Annotated in this window: 13 protein-coding genes; 10 read left to right on the top strand and 3 right to left on the bottom strand. The window is 60.0% G+C overall.

The genetic code is table 11. The features are described 5' to 3' along the window. Nucleotides 1-63: 63 nt before the first annotated feature. The 3 genes from coaBC (at nt 64) to CIK74_RS17760 (ending at nt 4540) form a co-directional block, all read left to right on the top strand. Entirely contained in the window at nt 64-1287 is a 1224-nt protein-coding gene (coaBC, locus tag CIK74_RS17770) for a bifunctional phosphopantothenoylcysteine decarboxylase/phosphopantothenate--cysteine ligase CoaBC (protein WP_170947950.1), read from the top strand. 77 nt (nt 1288-1364) lie between these two features. Further along, nucleotides 1365-2570: a methionine adenosyltransferase gene (gene metK, locus CIK74_RS17765; protein ID WP_096257748.1), complete on the top strand. Its 1206-nt coding sequence runs from the start codon at nt 1365-1367 to the stop codon at nt 2568-2570. An 8-nt stretch (nt 2571-2578) separates the two neighbouring features. Beyond that, nucleotides 2579-4540, top strand: a complete 1962-nt coding sequence (locus CIK74_RS17760) for a primosomal protein PriA (RefSeq protein WP_096257747.1) — start codon at nt 2579-2581, stop codon at nt 4538-4540. Between the two features lie 7 nt (nt 4541-4547). Here CIK74_RS17760 and CIK74_RS17755 read toward each other — a convergent pair whose 3' ends face one another. After that, nucleotides 4548-5414 (bottom strand): alpha/beta hydrolase, encoded by an 867-nt coding sequence (locus CIK74_RS17755; protein ID WP_096257746.1) that lies wholly within the window; start codon nt 5412-5414, stop codon nt 4548-4550. A 10-nt stretch (nt 5415-5424) separates the two neighbouring features. Beyond that, the gene (locus tag CIK74_RS17750; protein ID WP_229677130.1) at nt 5425-6378 is read right to left on the bottom strand and encodes a sugar-binding domain-containing protein; all 954 of its coding nucleotides are present in this window, start codon (nt 6376-6378) and stop codon (nt 5425-5427) included. A gap of 162 nt (nt 6379-6540) precedes the next feature. Here CIK74_RS17750 and CIK74_RS17745 point away from each other — a divergent pair, with 162 nt between their 5' ends. The 3 genes from CIK74_RS17745 to glpK are packed head-to-tail and all read left to right on the top strand — an operon-like array spanning nt 6541 to nt 10544. After that, nucleotides 6541-8220 (top strand): glycerol-3-phosphate dehydrogenase/oxidase, encoded by a 1680-nt coding sequence (locus tag CIK74_RS17745; protein ID WP_229677129.1) that lies wholly within the window; start codon nt 6541-6543, stop codon nt 8218-8220. Nucleotides 8221-8274: 54 nt separating this feature from the next. Next, on the top strand, nt 8275-9006 hold the full coding sequence (locus tag CIK74_RS17740) for an MIP/aquaporin family protein (RefSeq protein WP_170947946.1): 732 nt from the start codon (nt 8275-8277) through the stop codon (nt 9004-9006). Nucleotides 9007-9023: 17 nt separating this feature from the next. Continuing rightward, a complete protein-coding gene (gene glpK, locus CIK74_RS17735; RefSeq protein ID WP_096257744.1) occupies nt 9024-10544 on the top strand; it encodes a glycerol kinase GlpK in 1521 nt (506 codons plus the stop codon). A gap of 116 nt (nt 10545-10660) precedes the next feature. Here glpK and CIK74_RS17730 read toward each other — a convergent pair whose 3' ends face one another. Then, the gene (locus CIK74_RS17730; protein ID WP_096257743.1) at nt 10661-12421 is read right to left on the bottom strand and encodes an HNH endonuclease; all 1761 of its coding nucleotides are present in this window, start codon (nt 12419-12421) and stop codon (nt 10661-10663) included. Nucleotides 12422-12738: 317 nt separating this feature from the next. Between CIK74_RS17730 and leuS the strand changes: the two genes are divergently transcribed. From leuS to CIK74_RS17710, 4 genes are read left to right on the top strand one after another with little or no spacing between them, the layout of a single operon-like run. Further along, complete coding sequence (leuS, locus tag CIK74_RS17725; RefSeq protein WP_170947944.1) at nt 12739-15228, top strand: leucine--tRNA ligase; 2490 nt, start codon at nt 12739-12741, stop codon at nt 15226-15228. Nucleotides 15229-15237: 9 nt separating this feature from the next. After that, a complete protein-coding gene (locus CIK74_RS17720) occupies nt 15238-16170 on the top strand; it encodes a DegV family protein (protein WP_096257742.1) in 933 nt (310 codons plus the stop codon). Between the two features lie 21 nt (nt 16171-16191). Beyond that, a complete protein-coding gene (locus CIK74_RS17715) occupies nt 16192-16821 on the top strand; it encodes a ComEA family DNA-binding protein (RefSeq protein ID WP_096257741.1) in 630 nt (209 codons plus the stop codon). After that, a complete protein-coding gene (locus CIK74_RS17710; RefSeq protein ID WP_096257740.1) occupies nt 16818-19088 on the top strand; it encodes a ComEC/Rec2 family competence protein in 2271 nt (756 codons plus the stop codon). The genes CIK74_RS17715 and CIK74_RS17710 overlap by 4 nt, the downstream gene beginning before the upstream one ends. The last annotated feature ends 13 nt before the right edge of the window (nt 19089-19101 follow it).

Genomic DNA, 19101 nt, shown 5'->3' with positions numbered 1-19101 from the left:
GATCGGGCGCCATCTTTTTTCTTTAACCACCAGGTAATAAATCACCAAAGGATATTTCGCGTGTTGCGTATCGTTTTGGGCGTCTCGGCTGGGATCGCCGCCTACAAGTCCGTGTTGTTGCTGCGCCTGCTCAAAGAGGCCGGGCATCACGTCGACGTCATCCCGACCGCGAAGGTCGAAAACTTCGTTGGCAACGCCACCTGGGAAGCCCTGTCGGGCAATCGCGTGACCTCCAACGTTTTTGACGCGGTCGAATCGGTGAACCACGTGCGCTTAGGTCAGCAAGCCGACCTGGTGCTGATCGTGCCGGCGACGGCGGACCTGATGGCCAAGGCGGCGGCGGGGATCGCCGATGATTTATTGACCGGCACGCTGCTAGCGACCCGGGCCCCGGTAGTGATGGCTCCGGCAATGCACACCGAAATGTGGCAACACGAGGCCACCCGCGCCAACGTGGCCACCTTGCGCGCACGCGGGGTGACCATCATCGAACCGACTAGCGGGCGGTTGACCGGAAAAGACTCCGGACCGGGGCGACTTCCAGAACCCGAAGATATTTTTGCGCAGATCACCCCGTTGCTCAGCACCCCGATCCTGGCCGGCCAGCGAGTGTTGATCACCGCCGGCGGTACTCGCGAGCCTTTGGACCCGGTGCGCTTCTTGGGTAACCGTTCCTCCGGCCGCCAAGGTGTGGCACTGGCGCAGGCCGCCCGTGATGCCGGCGCCGAGGTGACGTTGCTGGCCACTCACCTCGAAGTTGCCCCACCGGCTGGGGTGCGTCTGGTGCATGCATCGAGCGCGTTAGAGTTGCGCGCGGCGGTTTTCGCCGAGGCTCCAGGTCACGATGTGCTGATCATGAACGCCGCGGTGGCCGACTTCCGCCCGGCAAACATCGAAAATTCGAAGATCAAAAAGCGCGACGAACACTCCGCTCCGGTGATCACCTTGGTGCGCAATCCAGACATTCTGGCCGAGATTGTGCAGGCACGTGCGCAGGATGCGACGCTGCCCTCACTGATCGTCGGGTTCGCCGCCGAAACCGGTGACGAGCAGGGCAGCGTGCTGGACTACGGGCGCTCGAAGTTGGCGCGTAAGGGCTGCGAAATGCTCGTGGTCAACGAGGTGGGCGCGCAGCTGACCTTTGGACAAGACACCAACAGCATTCAGGTGCTGTTTGCCTCGCAGGCTCCGAGTGTGCAGGCTACGGGAAGCAAACTCGAGGTGGCCCGGGTGGTCATAGAGCAGATCGCCAGCGCAATAATCGGACATCCGCACGTCACAAAGTGAGCCGCACCATATGGTGTTTGGTCACGTAACGTCGCAACTAAAGCCAATCGGTCGGTCAGACCAGATAGAGTAAAAAGGTGACTTCAACTACCCCCGAACTTCGTCTTTTCACCTCGGAATCCGTTACCGAGGGACACCCAGACAAAATTTGCGACCAGATCTCGGATGCGATCCTCGATGCCATGCTGGCGCAGGACCCGAACTCTAAGGTCGCCGTCGAAACGCTGACCACCACCGGACTGGTGCATGTGGCCGGCGAGGTGACCACCAACGGCTACGTAGAGATCCCCGAGATCGTGCGCAGTACCATCCTGGACATCGGCTACGACTCCTCGGCCAACGGCTTTGACGGGGCGCGCTGTGGTGTGTCGGTCTCGATCGGACAGCAGTCCCAGGAAATCCACGACGGCGTATTCAACTCGCTGGAAGCGCGTGAAGGTACCGCCAAGGACCCCCGCGATATGCAGGGCGCCGGCGACCAGGGCCTGATGTTTGGCTACGCCTCGGATGAAACCGATTCGCTGATGCCTACCCCGATCTTCTTGGCTCACCGTCTGTCCGAGCGACTGACCCAGGTGCGCAAGAATGGACGCATGCCGCTGCTGCGTCCGGACGGCAAGACTCAGGTCACTATCGGTTATGACGGGGACACACCGGTCTCCATCGACACCGTGGTCGTTTCCAGCCAGCACGCCTCGGAATACGAGTTGGCGACCTTGAAGGCAGACCTGCTCGAAGAGGTTGTCACCCCGATTCTTGAGCGTTCCAATCTGGACACCTCAGCCACCAACGTGATCCTGAACCCTTCGGGTCCTTTTGTGATCGGCGGACCGGTAGGCGATGCCGGGCTCACCGGACGCAAAATCATCGTGGACACCTACGGCGGCTTCGCCCGCCACGGTGGCGGCGCGTTCTCCGGCAAGGACCCTTCCAAGGTTGACCGTTCGGCCGCCTACGCGATGCGTTGGGTAGCGAAGAATGTGGTCGCCGCGGGGCTTGCTCGCCGCGCCGAGGTTCAGGTTGCCTACGCCATCGGCGTGGCTCGCCCGGTGGGTCTGTATGTGGAGACCTTCGGCACCGAAACCGTAGACCCGGCCAAAATCACCCGCGCCATCAACGAAATCTTTGACCTGCGCCCACTGGGCATCATCGAAGACCTGGATTTGCTACGTCCGATCTACCGTAAAACCGCCGCGCACGGCCACTTCGGACGTGACGACACCGACTTCACCTGGGAGCGTACCGACCGCGTGGATGCGCTGCGCAGCTGGTTTAACGCCTAGGACCTAGCGTGCAGCAAGACGCCCTCATATCAGCACCCGAGCCGGCCCGTATCAAGCGGGTTGCTCGGGTGCTGATTGATTCTTCCGTGCCACATCTGGACCGGCTCTTCGACTATCAGGTGCCCGAGTCGATGCTGTCCACCGCGGTGGCCGGCACACGCGTGAAGGTGCCTTTTGGGGCGCAACAACTGCCTGGCTTTATCACCGAGGTGCTTGAAGACTACGCCTCGCCGATCAAGCTCAAGACACTGTCTAAACTGGTCAGCGACAAGGTGGTGCTGCACCGCGAGGTTTATGAAGTCGCCGAACTAGTAGCACAGCGTTATGCCGGCACCGTCTGGGATGTGGTACGCCTAGCCGTCCCGGCACGCGCGGCCAAGGTCGAAAAGGAAAAACTGCAAGAGGTAGCCCCCACGCTGCCTGAGCATCCAAATCAGCTCGAACATTACGAGCTGGGTCCCGAGGCGCTCCAAGCCTGGGCCAACGGGGATACGCTGCGCGCGGTAGCCACCTGGGTGCCGAACTTTTATGGCTCGTGGCCCGGATTTTTGCTTGATGCCTGCCGTCCGGTGTTGGCCCGCGGGCAGCGCGTGCTCCTGCTGGTGCCCGACGCCAGCGATCTGGCTCGACTGGCCGAACACTTAGACGAGCACTTCGGTAAAGACAGTTATGCGCGGCTGCAGGCCGACGATGGGCCGACCCCACGGTACCGAAATTTCCTGCGCGCCATCGGCGGGCAGGTACAGATCGTCATCGGCACCCGATCCGCCGCGCAGTGTCATATACCGCAGCTGGGGCTGATCGTGCTCTGGCAAGATGCAGATCAATCCCACCGCGAACAGCGCGCGCCGTACCAGCATGCGCGTGAGGTGGCGTTGTTGCGCAGCACCCATAGCGATTGCTCGCTGCTCATTGCCTCACCTTCGCGTTCGGTCGAAGCCCAGCGCCTGGTGGCTACCGGATGGGCCACGGAGCTCAAGGTGCCCCGGGCGGTGCTGCGCGCGCAGACCCCGCGCGTGGTGGCTACCACCAATGACTTTGAAATGGAACGCGACCCGGTGCTTGCCCGTGCTCGGATCCCGTCGCTCGCCTGGCGTGAAGCAAGCAAGGCACTGGAAACCGGGCCGGTGCTGGTGCAAGTGGCGCGCACCGGTTTTATGCCCGCGCTGGCCTGTCAGGACTGCCGAACGTTGGCGCGCTGCCCGGCCTGTCAGGGTCCGTTACAACTTGGCGGGTCAACCCACCATATTTCCTGCAAATGGTGTGGTGAACAGTATCGCGAATACCGTTGTGCCGAATGTAATTCGCCACGGATCCGCGCGGCAAGCATTGGCGCGGATCGTACCGCGGACGAGTTGGGTCAGGCGTTTGCCAAGGTGCCGGTCATCTCTTCTACCGGGGCCAAACCGGTGCGCCGGCTGGAGCGCAAACCCGCGCTGGTGGTAGCAACCCCCGGGGTGGAGCCGGTGGTGGACGGAGGATACAGTGCCGTGCTGCTACTGGACGCGGACAAAATGATGGCCCATGACTCGCTTCGTAATACCGAGGAGGTGCTCAGCCGTTGGTTTAGCGCCGCCTCGTTGGCCTCGCACGATGGGGTAGTGGTGCTGACCGGCACGCCGAGCCCGGCCGGCGCGGCACTGGTGCGTTATGACCCGGCAAGTTTTGCCGAGCGTGAATTGGGGGAGCGTCGTGAACTGGGACTGCCTCCGGCGGTACGAAGCGCCGTGGTCTCCGGTCCCGGCGCCGAACGGCTAATCGCTGCCATGGCACCGCAACTGCGTGAAAAGCTGGCGGTGCACGGTCCGACAATTCTTGATGGCCCGCCGATCGAACACCGCTACGTGCTGTTCTTTTCCTACGCCGACGGGCACCTAGTTACCACCTCGCTGCGAGCCTTGCGGGCGCGGATGTCCGCGGCTAAAGATCCGGTAGTGACCATCGCGGTGGATCCCGACGAGGTGCTTTAACCCGAGATTAGTCCGGCAATTGCTGCAGAAATTTGTCGATCGCCGCCGCCGTGTCGCCGGCCTTTTCGTAGTGAATCAGGTGTCCGACGTTCCCCAGCATGACTAGCCGCGCGTCGCCAAAGCTTGCACGGAGCTTCTCTTGGGTTTCCGGGGTGCCTAACTCGTCGAGCATGCCGCCGACCAGGAGTACCGGAATGTGAATATCTGCGCTGTATTCGCCCACGGTGTGCGCGATAGATGCCTGATATGCCTGCGCAAGGGTTACTCGTGAATGAAAGCCACCAAAATAGGCGCGGTGCTGTTCGCGCACGTACTGGCGCACGGCGCGGTCTTTACTCTTGGTCATCACCACGCTCATTGCGTCGGAGAATAACTCCGAGCGCAGAACCGCCGAACCGAGGCGTTCGGGAAGTTTTGCGCAGACCTCGTAGTAAAATCCGGTGAGTTTGGCCATCAGTGCCTGCGAGGAATCCAACGCCAGCTCGGAGATCGGGTTCAGCAGCACAAGCCTGGAAAAGTGGCGTTCGGTAGCCAGCTTGGCGGCCACCAGCGAGCCAAAAGAATGTCCGAGCAAGATGGTGTTGGAAGGCAGGGCGAACTCGTCGGCCAACGTGGACAAGGCCGTCGCGTATCCGTCGACGTCATGGGGTAGGTCCATTGAGCTGGAGGAGCCGAAACCAGGTAGATCGGGCACGATGATGGTGTATTGCGGCAGCTGGTCCACGATGCGTTGCAGCCCATGATGATCGCCACGAAAACCGTGGATCGCAAAAATCGTTCCGGCGCTTGGCTTCCCGCTGGCCGGGTAACTGTAGACCTTGGTGGTGGATCCGTGCAGGGTATGGGTGGTGACCAGTTGGGTGCGTGGCGTCATGTATTTAACCCTACCCGTCGAGCAACGCCAGCGCGGTGCCCTCGTCGATGACCAGCTCGGTGATCAGCTTGCCATTCAGTGCCCCGCGGACGGCTTGTAATTTGCCGCGTCCCGAGACCACGCAGAAGCGTCTTGGGACCTTGCGTAGTTCTGCCAAGGTGGGGCCGGTGGCTCGAGCGTTGATTTCAATGTGCGCGTCGTCGCCGTTTTTGTCGAAAAAGACCGTCGCCACGTCGCCTACTACACCCATCTCACTGAGCTGTCTTGTCTCGGCCTTACTGAGGTAACCGCCGCGGTACACCTGCGAGGCGAGGTTTGAGTTGGCCGCTCCCAAGGAGAAGACCGCCAAATTCATTTCGCGTTGGATATTCAGCACACGATGTATGGAGGTTTCCTGCCACATCGCCTCGCGGGTGCTGGCCTTGTCGAAAAATGCCGGGACCGGGAACTGTTCGGTGCGGGCGGTAAAGGCTTGGCCGAAGCGGGTCAGGATTTCGCTGGCGTAGCGCACCCCGCTGGAGACCGGGTTGGCCGCCCCGTTTAGTTGCACGACCACCGAGTCGTGGGTGGGGTGGCCGGTCAGTGCCGCGGAGACGGCCTGCATGGTTTGGCCCCAGGCGACACCGATGGTCATTGAGGAGGACACGATCGTGCCCAGCAGATAGGCGGCATGTGCCGAGACACGTTGGAGTAGTTCGGTGTCATCCATCGACCCGTCGGTGGGTACTAGATGCACGTTGATCCCGTATTTTTCGGCTAACTGGTTGCTGACTAATGCCGACAGGTTAGCCGAGGGGTTGATCTTCACCGAGACCATTCCGGTGCGTTTGGCGTGGGCGAGCAGGCGAGAGACCGTGGATCGGGAAACGCCAAGTTCACGGGCGATCACTTCCATCTTGATGTCCTGCAGGTAATACAACTGTGCGGCGCGTAAGGCGTCCTTGGCTTTGGGGTTCGTATGCACGGATGTGTCAGGATTTGGCAGTTTATAGGGGCCGTTCCCGGGGGATATCTGCATCAATCAGACCATTTCTGCACGTTTGTGCATTTCGTTTGACCGTTTTGTTCCATGGTGACAAGACTAACTGTTGACAGACACCAACAGTCAAAAAAGGGGCATGTAATCGTGAATCGGGACCAGCTAGAGCAACTACGTGCACGGCCAAAGGCGCGGGTGCTCGTTGTCGGCGGTGGCATCAACGGTGTGGCGACTTTCCGCTACCTCGCGATGCAGGGAATCGATGTGGCACTGGTGGAGCGCGGCGACTACTGCCAAGGAGCCTCCGGGGCAAGCTCACATATGATCCACGGTGGGATCCGTTACCTCGAAAACGGTGAATTCCGCCTCGTCCACGAGTCGGTTCAGGAACGCAACTCGTTGCTGGAGATCGCTCCACACTACGTGAAGCCATTGCAGACCACGATCCCGATTTTTTCCACGTTCTCCGGCATGCTCAGCGCGCCGATGCGTTTCTTAACTCACAAGTCCGGCAAGCCGACCGAGCGCGGTGCGGCGCTCATTAAAGCCGGATTGATCATGTACGACGTGTTCGCCGGCATCGGCGGACGCAACACCCCATGGCACAATTTTAAAGGCACCAAGGCGGCCCGCAAGGATCTGCCCGAACTGCGCGAGGACGTCAAATACACCGCCACCTACTTCGACGCGTCGGTGCACAATCCCGAACGCCTAACCCTCGACGTACTGCGCGACGGTCTGGGTGCCAGCGATCAGGCGCGCGCTAGCAACTACGTGGAGCTAACCACCGTCACCGACGGCACCGCGACGCTACGCGACGTCCTGACCGGCGAACAGTTCGACTTTGAAGCCGAGGTCATCATCAACGCCACCGGCGCCTGGGTGGATCTGACCAACGCCGAGCTTGGTAAAAACACCAAATGGACCGGTGGCACCAAGGGCTCACACATCGTGCTTGATCACCCAGAGCTGCTGGCGGCGACCGGAGGACGTGAAATCTTCTTCGAAAACGAAGACGGTCGCATCGTACTGATCTACCCAATGCTTGGCCGGGTACTGGTGGGAACCACCGACCTAGAACACGACATGCGTGAACCAGCGGTGTGCACCGACGAGGAAGTCGCGTACTTCTTCGATTTGATCGGCCAGGTGTTCCCGCGGATTTCCGTGAGTGAAGAGCAGATCGTCTACAAGTTCTCCGGTGTGCGTCCACTGCCGAACCACGACGACACCGCCCCGGGCTTCGTCTCCCGTGATTACCAGGTGAAGGAAACCCGGCTGACCGATTCCACCATGATGCTTTCACTGATCGGTGGCAAATGGACCACCTTCCGCGCGTTGGCTGAAAACCTCGGAGGCAAGGCATTGGCCTTCCTTGGCGAGAGTGAAAAGCACAGCACGCAAGGTGTGGCTATTGGCGGCGGTAAAAACTTCCCCACCAATGAGGGCCAGCTGGCCGCCTGGTACGCGGCCCGTGAGGACCGTGCTCCGCATGCGCGGCTACGCGTCCTGCTCGAGCGTTATGGCACCGGAGCGGATCGGGTGCTTGCTGAAGTTGGCGAGCACGAAGAGCTGCTGACGCACAGCAGCGAACTGTCCGTTCAGGAACTTTCCTACCTGGTCGCGCACGAACAGGTCGGCCGCTTGATCGACGTGTTTATTCGCCGCACCAACCTCGCCTTCCGCGGGTTGGTCACCAAAGATTTGGTCACCGAGGTCGCCTCGCACCTCGCGGAACCAATGGGCTGGGATCAGACCCAGACCGCAGCCGAGATCGACCATTCGCTCTCGGTCCTTGCAGAAAGCCATGGGGTCATCCTCGCGTAACCTGCACCGGCCGGCGGTAGGTTGCCGCCGGCTTTCGAAACCACTAAGAGGTCAATGTTGTCCACTCACGTGTTTCTTGCCGAATTAGCCGGCACTTTCATTCTCATCCTCATGGGCTCGGGCGTATGCGCCAACGTAGCACTCAAGGGAACCCTTGGTAGCGCCGCCGGTTGGCTGGCGATCAGCTTCGGATGGGGCCTTGGTGTTTACTGCGGTGTCTGGATCGCCGGTATTTCCGGTGCGCACCTGAACCCTGCGGTCACCCTTGGGTTGCTGATCAACCCGGACGCCGCCGAATATGCCCCCGGTGTTGCCAAAACATTCGCCAACACCATGCTTTATTTCCTCGCTCAGCTTGTGGGTGCGTTCCTCGGTGCCGTTGGTACCTGGTTGGCTTACAAAAAGCACCTCGACGACAAGCAGAACGCCGGTAACCAGTTGGGCGTATTCGCCACCGGTCCTGCGATCCGCTCCTACGGCTGGAATGTGGTCTCCGAAATCTTCGGTACCTTCGTGCTCGTCTTTGTGATTGCCGGTTTCGGTAAGACACCACATGAGCTTGGCCCGCTAGCGGTCGCGTTGCTCGTGGTGGCCATCGGTCTATCCCTTGGTGGAGCGACCGGTTATGCAATCAACCCAACACGTGACCTCGGTCCACGACTGGCACACGCTATCCTTCCTATCAAGGGCAAGGGATCATCGGACTGGGCCTACGCCTGGGTTCCGATCGTTGGTCCTGTCATTGGTGGTCTACTTGGCGGCGTCGGCGCCGGCTTGCTGTTCTAGAAAGAGAGATGTGAATCATGAGTGAAAAATATGTTATCGCCATCGACCAGGGGACGACTAGTTCCCGAGCCATCGTCTTCGATCACGCCGGCGAGGTAGTCTCGGTCGGTCAGCTCGAGCACGAGCAGATCTTCCCGGCCGCCGGCTGGGTTGAGCATGATGCAGCTGAAATCTGGAACAACATCCGCGAAGTTATCGGCCAGGCGCTATCCAAGGCGAACCTGACCCGACACGACATCGAAGTAGTTGGCATCACTAACCAGCGTGAAACCGCCGTGGTGTGGGATAAGAACACCGGCGAACCGGTGTACAACGCGATTGTTTGGCAGGATACCCGTACCCAAGAGATCGTTGACGAACTGGCTGCCAATGGCGGAGTAGATCGTTACAAGGACCGGGTAGGACTGCCGCTGGCAACCTACTTCTCCGGAACTAAGATCAAGTGGATTCTGGACAACGTTGAAGGTGCACGCGAACGCGCCGAAGCTGGAGAATTGATCTTCGGCACCACCGATAGCTGGGTGCTATGGAACCTGACCGGTGGCATCGACGGTGGCGTGCACGTCACCGACGTAACCAACGCCTCGCGCACCTTGTTCATGGACCTGAAGACTCTGGCCTGGGATGAAGAAATCCTTGCCGACTTTGGTGTGCCGGTATCGATGATGCCGCAGATCCGTTCCTCCTCCGAGGTGTATGGCACCGTGGCTGGCAACCAGTTGCTACGCGAAGTGCCTGTGGCCGGCATTTTAGGTGACCAGCAGGCAGCCACCTTCGGACAGGCCGCGTTCACCGCGGGTACCGCGAAGAACACCTATGGCACCGGCTGCTTCTTGATCTTCAACACCGGCACCGAGATCGTGCATTCGTCCAACGGGCTGCTGACCACGATGGCCTACAAGCTGGGCGACGCCGCTCCGGTCTACGCGCTGGAAGGCTCTATCGCGGTAGCCGGTTCCCTGGTTCAGTGGCTACGAGACAATATCGGCATGATCGCTACCGCTCCAGAGATTGAAGAGCTGGCGGCCAAGGTCGATAACAACGGTGGCGTGTACATCGTGCCTGCTTTCTCCGGTCTCTTCGCACCTTATTGGCGGGCCGAAGCACGTGGCGCGATAGTGGGTTTGACCCGCTTTGCGAACAAAAACCACATCGCCCGTGCCGCCTTGGAAGCTACCGCATTCCAGACCCGCGAGGTGCTGGACGCAGTCAACGCCGACGCCGAGGTACCGCTGACCGAGTTGAAGGTCGACGGTGGCATGGTGGCCAACGAGGCATTGATGCAGTTCCAGGCCGACATTCTTGGGGTGCCTGTGGTTCGTCCAAAGGTCACCGAAACCACCGCACTGGGTGCCGCCTATGCGGCCGGGCTCGCGGTGGGCTTCTGGAAGGACCTTGGCGAACTGGAATCGAACTGGTCTGAGGACAAGCGGTGGGAGCCGGCGATGGAGGACGCAGAGCGCGAACGCAGCCTGCGCCTGTGGAAGAAGGCCGTGACTCGCACCTTTGACTGGGTGGACGAAGACACCAAAGCTTAGTCAGCCTCACCACGCACAAACGCAGACCTCGAACCCATGAGCAAAGGGTTCGGGGTCTGCGTTTTTTTCGGTGCCGGCCGGTGGGGGATTGGGGGTCGGCGGGCACGGTCTGCTGGTTAACTTTCCTCGGGTGAACCAGGCGGATCAGTTGAACCAGATGGATCGGGTGGAGCTACAGGTGCGGCCTCATGATCGGGCGCATCGCCTAATTGCAGGGCTCCCCAATAGGTGTTGCGCCGAGGTTTTTGCTCAGGGTCAAGATGCGCTGGCAGGATCACGTGGGGTAGGCCATCGACATCGACGATTTTAATCTGATCCACGTGGCGACTGTGGTGCCCATCGGGACACAATCCTGCCCCGGACTGCACGCTGGTAGTACCACCGTCGGCCCACGAGCGTTGATAGTGATCAATTTCTACGTGATCTGGCGGTGTAGTGCAGTCGGGCACGATGCAGCCGCGATCTCGGGCTAACACTGCCGCCCTGACGTACCCCTCGTGATAGCGCCTGGATCGACCTAGATCTAGTGGTTGGCTGTTGCCGCCTAGGACAACCGGAATGATGTTGGCTTCGGCTAACGTTCGTCGAAGTTCTCCAGGCGGTAAGTGCACCCCATTTGAGGTGACGGCGTGGGCTTCGGCGAGATTCTGTAGGTCACTTAGCCACATGTAAACAAAGATGCGTGGAATGACTGGTTTGATTTTGCCTCCGCTGGCAGGCGAGGTGAGGATGGCCATGAAGGCGTTCAGTGCGCGCAGCTCGGAAGTCACCGTCTCTTCGTGATTGCCCGTTGGTTCGGGCTTCGTGGTGCAGTTCGGGGTGCCATCGGCTTCAGATTGCTTGTCCGCCGGCTTAGCCCATGCGGGCATCGGGGTCTCGGGCTGTAACCATGTTGGGGTGCTGGGCGTTGCCGCGGGATGCGCAACTGGCTGCTGCGCTTTGGTTTCTGGCGACGGATCAGGAACGAAAGCGGCAGGCTCTGCGGTTGCGTGACGTGCGGCCTTGCCCGCTTGGGTGCGCCAGTCTGCGGATTGCACGCGGATCGAACGGATTACCTGAGCGTGGGCGGCCAAGGTGCGCAGGGTGAATTCATGAACGCCGTCGATGACCGGGCCGATGAATAGGCCCAGCGCCGGTGGTTGTTTTTCGCAGTGCAGTTCCTTGTAGATCCCGATCCGGGTACTGATCTCCTTACTCGCGGCATTGGGACCAAGCTGCGCTAAGGCGCGTGCGGCGTGGGTCTCTAAGAGTTGCCCGTCGGTGTCCCTGGCGGTGAGCTGCGCCGGTGTGCCGTCGAAGGTGGTGTCTTTGGGTTCGAGTTTTTCAAGTCTGCGGGCGGTCACCGTGATGCTGCGTCGGTTTGCGCCGCCGTCGGCATAGAGCCTGGCCAGCTGGGGCATGCGTGGTTCACAAGACTCGCCCTGGGCGGTGCGCCGGCCGATGAGCAGGTGGGCGTCGTCGATGCGCCGTTGTGCCTCGAAATAGTTCAGTCCTAACCAGGAGGCCAGCAAGTCCCCGGCAGATTTGTAACAGGTTCGGCCCACAGCGAGTTGCGGTTCACCCTCCAGAATGCAGGTGCCGGCGCGCAACTGATCGAAGCTTTCAAGGCTCAGCGCGTGTGCGCCGCTGAGCTCCGCATCAAGGGCGGTGGCCAGTTGTTCGTGGTGGATCTGCTGGGCGAATTTTTCCACGAGGTCGCAGTAGGCAAGCACGAGGCGTGGATCGCGATGCTGATGCACTAGCTGGCCAATGGCGGTGAACAGGGCCAGGGTCAGGGAGCCTAAACGCAGCATCATGTCACCGGTGAGCTGCGTCCCGAGCTGAAGCGGGGCGGCGCACAGGGTGTGCAAGGTGGCGATGAGCGCTGGCGTGTTCATGAAGCTATTCTTGACCCGGTAGCGAGGTGTGGGGCCATGGTGGGTGCCGGCTGTGGATAATCGCGCGCGAATTCATCGGACACCGGCGCGAGGGTTGTGAGCGATGACATTGGCTCGGTGGTGGAGCGAGCATTTCACGGATGCGCCGTTGCGAGTTGAACTGCGATAGAATCGGCGTATGCATTTTCAGCGCAACCTAGGCTAAGCACGGCCAATGGCCGTACCCCCGAGTGGTGATTTGGGGGCTTTTGTTGTGTCTGGACCCGAACCAAGTTTTCCGTCAGGAAATTTTTCCGCAAGTGTGTGAGAAGAGCTCAGTGACATCATCGACGAACGAACCCAGAACCTACGATTTTAAGGACCTCGAGTCCAAGTGGCTACCGGTATGGGATGAACTTGAAGTGTTCAAGCCCGCCGATGACGGCAGCCGCGAGCGTCGCTATGTGCTGGATATGTTCCCGTACCCCTCCGGTGACCTGCACATGGGTCACGCCGAGGCTTTTGCTATGGGCGATGTGGTGTCGCGTTACTGGCGGTTGCGTGGCTATGACGTGATGCATCCGATCGGCTGGGATTCCTTCGGCCTGCCGGCGGAAAACGCCGCTATTAAGCGCAATGCGCACCCGGCGGAGTGGACCTACAAAAACATTGACACCCAGGCGGAGAGCTTCAAGCGTTACGCGATCTCCGCCGACTGGGATCGCCGGTTGCACACCTCGGATCCGGAATACTACCGCTGGACCCAGTGGCTGTTTAATAAGTTTTACGAAAAGGGCTTGGCCTACCGCAAGGACCACCCGGTGAACTGGTGCCCGACGGACCAGACCGTGTTGGCTAATGAGCAGGTAGTTAACGGTGCCTGTGAGCGTTGTGGCACCGCGGTGACCAAGAAGAGCCTGAACCAGTGGTACTTCAAGATCACCGATTACGCGGATCGTCTGCTTGAAGATATGGACGGGCTCAAGGGTCACTGGCCTGAGCGCGTGTTGCTGATGCAGAAGAACTGGATCGGCCGTTCCGAGGGCGCCCAGGTGACCTTCGGCATCGCCGCGCAGGATCAGTTGGAAGAGGTGAAGATCCCGGTCTTCACCACCCGTCCGGACACCTTGTACGGTGCGACCTTCATGGTTGTTGCCGCCGACGCCGCGCTGGCTGGCGAGCTGGTCACCGATGAGCACCGCGCCGCCCTGGAAGAATACCAGGAGCAGGTTAAAGCGCTCTCCGAGATCGAACGTCAGTCTTCGGAACGTGAGAAGACCGGCGTGTTCTTGGGTCGTTACGCGATCAATCCACTCTCTGGCGAGAAGCTGCCGGTCTGGGCCGCGGACTATGTGCTGGCCGATTACGGTACCGGTGCAATTATGGCCGTGCCCGCGCACGACCAGCGTGACTTGGACTTTGCTCGCACCTTTGACCTGCCGGTGCGCGTGGTCGTCGAAACCGGTGAAGAGGATCCGGCAGTTTCCGGAACCGCGACCACCGGCGAGGGCCAACTGATCAACTCCGGTGAGCTCTCCGGTTTGACCAAGACCGAGGCCGTCGCGAAGGCGATCGAGATTGTTGAGGCCGCCGGCACCGGTGAGCACACGATCAACTACCGGCTGCGCGACTGGCTGCTCTCCCGCCAGCGCTTCTGGGGTACCCCGATCCCGATCATTCATTGTGCCGACTGCGGTGAGGTCCCGGTTCCCGATGACCAGCTACCGGTACGCCTGCCAGATAACCTGCGCGGCGAGCAGCTCGCTCCGAAGGGCACCAGTCCGCTGGCTGCCGTCGAAGAGTGGGTCAACGTGGACTGCCCGAAGTGTGGTGGCGCCGCCAAGCGTGACACCGACACCATGGATACCTTTGTCGATTCCTCCTGGTACTTCCTGCGTTTTGTTTCCCCGCACTACACCGAGGGTCCTTTTGACCCGCAGGCCGTGCGCGATTGGATGCCGGTAGGCCAGTACGTCGGCGGCGTGGAGCACGCGATTTTGCACCTGCTCTACTCGCGCTTCTTCACCAAGGTCATTTTTGATCTGGGCTTGATCGACGTGGACGAACCATTTAGCGCGCTGCTGAACCAGGGCCAGGTGCTCAACGGTGGCAAGGCGATGAGCAAGTCGCTGGGCAACGGTGTTGACTTGGGCGAGCAGCTGGACAAGTTTGGTGTGGACGCGGTGCGTCTGACGATGATCTTCGCCTCCCCACCGGAGGACGACGTGGACTGGGCCGATGTGTCCCCATCGGGCTCGCAGAAGTTCTTGGCGCGCGCCTGGCGTATCGCCCAGGACGTGCAAAGCGCACAGGGCGTGGATTACACCACCGGCGAGAAGTCCTTGCGTCAGGTCACTCACCGCACCGTGCACGAGGCCGCTCAGCTGCTGGACTCGGGCAAGTTTAACGTGGTGATCGCCAAGACCATGGAATTGGTCAACGCGGCGCGTAAAACCATCGATTCCGGTGCCGGCGCAAGTGACCCTGCGGTACGCGAGGCGGCGACGGTCACCGCGCAGCTGCTGAGCATGTTTGCGCCATACACCGCCGAAGATATGTGGTCCCAGCTGGGCTACGAGCCAAGCGTCGTAAATAGCGCCTGGCCGCAGGTTGACGAGTCGTTGCTGGTTGATGACACCGTCACCGCCGTGGTGCAGATCAAGGGCAAGGTCCGCGCGCGCTTAGAAGTTCCGCTGGACATTTCCGAGGACGATCTGCGTGCGCAGGCTCTGGCTCACGAAACGGTGATCCGCATGCTCGATGGCAAGGAGCCGCTGAAAGTGATCGTCCGTGCGCCGAAGCTCGTGAATGTGGTTCCGGCACCGTAGGCTCAACCCATGAGCGAACGCACAAAGAGTCCACGCGCGGGCTGGCTGCCTAAATGGCTGGCCCCGCGTGGGCTTTCGCGTACCCGGATCGGCGTGGTCACCGACTCCGCCGCCTGCCTGCCTAGTAGTTTGCTGCAAAGCGCCGACTTCGCCTGCGTGAATATCCCCATTATCGTCGACAACCATGTGCACGGTGATGATCTGAACGCGCTGATGATGGGCCTGGCAATGGGCAAATCGGTGAAGACCTCACGCCCAGCACCGGGGGAATTCACCCGGGTTTACCGGCAGTTGCAGGATGCTGGTTGTGAGTCAATTATCTCTATTCACATGTCCGGTCAGCTTTCGGGCACGGTGGACGCCGCCCGGCTGGCAGCAAATGATGTTCAGCTGCCGGTAACGGTGGTCGATACGCGTACCGTAGCGATGTCCCAAGGTTTTGCCGTCGCCGATGTGCTGGCCGCCCGGCAGGCCGGTGCGCCGCTCGAAATGTTGGCCCAGATCGCGCGTTCGGCCACACAAAATTCTGTCTATTTTGCGGTGCCCAGCCTAGAGCAGTTACGCCGTGGTGGGCGGATCAGCACGATGTCCTCGGTGCTTGGTAATCTGCTCAACGTTAAACCAATCCTGCACATCGATGATGGGCTGATTCAACCCATTGAAAAGCCGCGTTCTTTTGCTCGAGCCCAGGCTCGTCTCGTAGCGCTGGGTACCGACGCGGCCAGCAAGGCTGCCGGGCCGGTGCGCATCGGAGTGATGCATTTTGGGGCCGCGGAACTGGCCACCGAGGTGGCCAACGAGCTGGCTTCGCTGAGCGAGGAGCCGGTGCAGATCGAATCCTTACCCGCAGTGCTTGCCGCGCATACCGGGATTGGGGTCCTTGCGGTGGCCGTCGGGCCACTGAATCCACAGCCCGACACCGCGCAGCGCACCAACGACTAACTTTGGCGCAAACTGTGGCTCATGGGGCGCCACGACTTCTTCTCTAAATTTGCGCCACGGCCGACCCGTTTGCGCTTCGCCGTGTCGCGCGTGGCCGCGCTCGTATTGGTGCTTGTGGTGCTGGTTTGGGTCGCCTTCTCCATTATCTTTGCTCCACCACCGGCAGCCGAAGAATTAGAAGCAATCCCGCTGGTCGCCGATCCGCAACATCCTGCCGCGACCCAAGCGGTCAACATGATTACCGTGCATGTGGTCGGTGCGGTCAAAAAACCCGGAGTGTATGAACTAGCCGAGGGCTCGCGCATCATCGACGCCATTAATAAGGCCGGTGGGATGAGCAAAAAGGCTGCTCCCGAACTTCTCAATCTGGCGGCCAAACTCACCGACGGGCAACAAATCATCTTGCCCGGTGCCAGCAGCAGCTCTCCGGCCGAAGCTACGAAAGCCCCCGGCGCCGGCGCGAAGATCTCCTTGAACCAAGCCGACGAGCAAACGCTGATGACCTTGCCCGGGATCGGTCCGGCGTTAGCCAAACGCATCATCGACTTCCGCACCAAGAACGGCCCCTTTACCAGCGTGGAGCAACTAGACGCCGTCTCCGGTATCGGGCCGGTACTACTGGGTGAACTAACCGAGCTGGTGGTCCCATGAAAACGGATTTTCGGGGTCTGTGGGTGCTCGCAGGGGCGTGGCTGACCGCGTATTTGAAACCGGCCTTGCCAGTAATGCTGGTGGTGCTGGTGGTCTTCTTCGTGATTCTGGCATTTTTACTGCGCCAGCGTCACGACTCCCCCTCGTCGGCCCCCTGGTTTACCGGGCCGCTCTTATTGCTTTTAGCCGCGATCAGCGTCAGCGCGCTCGGCTCTGGGAACAATGAATGTTTATTGCCCGGCGAAGCCGAACAGCAACGCAAGGTGATCATTGCCTTCGACGGGCAACCCAGACTTGGCGCAGACGAGGTCAGCCAAGGAGCTGCGCAGATACTCAAATACTGGCACGAAGAACAATGGGTTAGCTGTCCTATTGAGGTGTATCTGAGCGTACCCTACAGTCTCGAAGTCACCGCCGATAACTTTGAAACAATCCTTGCTCTGCAAGCCACCGATTCAAACGGCTCGTTTGCCTGGTGGGCTCGAGCGCAGAGTCAGCCGGTAGTTCTCAGTTCGCAAGATCCTAACGCCGCCGATTACCTAAAAACACGGTTTGCATCCAGCTTGCAAGGTCTAAGCCATGAAGCTCAGGGGCTACTGCCTGGAATGCTTTATGGGGATCGCTCGGGGCAGAGCGAAGAGCTTTCGACAGCTATGAAAAATAGTGGCTTGAGCCATCTGACCGCGGTCAGCGGTTCAAATGTGGCGTTGCTCGGGGCGATGGTGTTGGTGCTCCTGCGACTTTTTACCGTTCCCAGAATCCCTGCCGCCATCTTGAGTATCGCTTTTTTGGGGTTGTTTATTTGGTTTGTGGGGCCAGATCCCAGCGTACTTCGGGCCGGACTGATGGGAATGATCGCCACCATTTCGTTGCTGCTCGGCCGTGGCAGGGGATCGCTGGGCATCCTAAGCTTGTCCGCGACGATCTTGCTACATCTGGATTCCTCGCTCGCGGTAGATCCGGCATTCGCATTATCGGTGCTGGCAACACTAGGTATTATCGTGCTGAGTCCGGCGCTCACCGAGATTTTCTCGCGTATTTTCCCGCCATGGTTTGCACAGCTCACCGCAATTTGTTGTGCCGCCCAGTTCACCTGCCTTCCGGTGATTATCGCGTTGAACTCAAACTTTAGTTTGTACTCATTGCCGGCGAACCTCGTAGTTGCCCCATTATTGCCGCTGATCACCACCGTCGGGGTGCTTTGTTTATTGCTGTGTACCGCTTTGCCGGGTCTAATACAGGTGCTGGTGTGGGTGCCTGGGCTACCGGCCGGGTGGATCGGGAAAATAGCGTTATGGGTGGTCGAGTTACCTGGTGCTTCGCGCCCGTGGCCAGCGGGCGTTGCCGGTATCAGTCTGGCTATTGGATTCTCTGTCGTCTTCACCGTATTACTTGTGACCGGCCGTGAAAGTGAACATCTGGCCGTGCACCGAGTCGCTGCCGGAGGCTTGACCGTAGCATTGGTGGCGATGTCTGCGATTGTTGTGCCGGCGACCTTGTTCTATCGTCCCGATCTTGGCGGAGAATGGAACGTTGCAATGTGTGATGTCGGGCAGGGGGACGCTTTTATGATCCATACCGGTCCAGGAGAAGCCTGGCTGCTGGATTCGGGCCCGCCCGATGGGGACGTGGAATCTTGCGTGAAACGATTAGGAATCACGAAGCTGTCCAAGGTGTTTATTACCCACGAGCATGCCGATCATTTTGGCGGAATACCTGAAATTGAGGCTTCCGGAATCGAGATCGGCGAGCGACTAGTGTCCTCTGGTTTTGGTCCGGATCTCTGGCAAGGTGCGCAAGCTATCGCACCGGGGGATAGCGGGGGCAGCGACGTGGTGCGGTATCGGGTGATCGGCCCTGATGAGGTCAGTGCGCGCTATGCAGAGCCCAATGACACTTCTTTGGTGATCGTCTTCGACTTTATTTTGGATGGGGGAGTAGTCAGCTTCTTTACTGCCGGAGACTTAGAAGAAGCTGCGATGCACCAGTTGCTGGCGAGCCAACCACAACCACCGGTACAAGTGCTCAAAGCATCGCATCATGGGGCGAAAAACGGTGGAGTCGAAGTCATCGAGAAGCTCAAGCCTCAAGTGATTTTGGTGTCCGTGGGCGAAGACAACTCATACGGTCATCCACATCAAAAAATTCTTGACGCCGCAAAACACGTTGGCTCAAAAGTTATCAGGACGGATCAGGAAGGTAGTGTTCTGCTCACATTCGAAGCGGACAAGGTGCTGGCCAAGGCGATTGGAGCTGTAGTTCGGTAGGATCAAGGTACCG

Origin of the sequence: Glutamicibacter sp. BW77 (assembly GCF_002332285.1) — a bacterium.
In the GTDB taxonomy this organism is placed as follows: domain Bacteria; phylum Actinomycetota; class Actinomycetes; order Actinomycetales; family Micrococcaceae; genus Glutamicibacter; species Glutamicibacter bergerei.
This window is presented reverse-complemented; position numbering and strand designations above follow the sequence as displayed.

Bases quoted from the DNA above. Each gene is read 5' to 3' on its own strand.
- CIK74_RS17755 (WP_096257746.1), bottom strand. From the start codon at position 5,414: ATGACGCCACGCACCCAACTGGTCACCACCCATACCCTGCACGGATCC.
- CIK74_RS17740 (WP_170947946.1), top strand. From the start codon at position 8,275: ATGTTGTCCACTCACGTGTTTCTTGCCGAATTAGCCGGCACTTTCATT.
- glpK (WP_096257744.1), top strand. From the start codon at position 9,024: ATGAGTGAAAAATATGTTATCGCCATCGACCAGGGGACGACTAGTTCC.
- CIK74_RS17730 (WP_096257743.1), bottom strand. From the start codon at position 12,421: ATGAACACGCCAGCGCTCATCGCCACCTTGCACACCCTGTGCGCCGCC.
- CIK74_RS17720 (WP_096257742.1), top strand. From the start codon at position 15,238: ATGAGCGAACGCACAAAGAGTCCACGCGCGGGCTGGCTGCCTAAATGG.
- CIK74_RS17715 (WP_096257741.1), top strand. From the start codon at position 16,192: ATGGGGCGCCACGACTTCTTCTCTAAATTTGCGCCACGGCCGACCCGT.
- CIK74_RS17710 (WP_096257740.1), top strand. From the start codon at position 16,818: ATGAAAACGGATTTTCGGGGTCTGTGGGTGCTCGCAGGGGCGTGGCTG.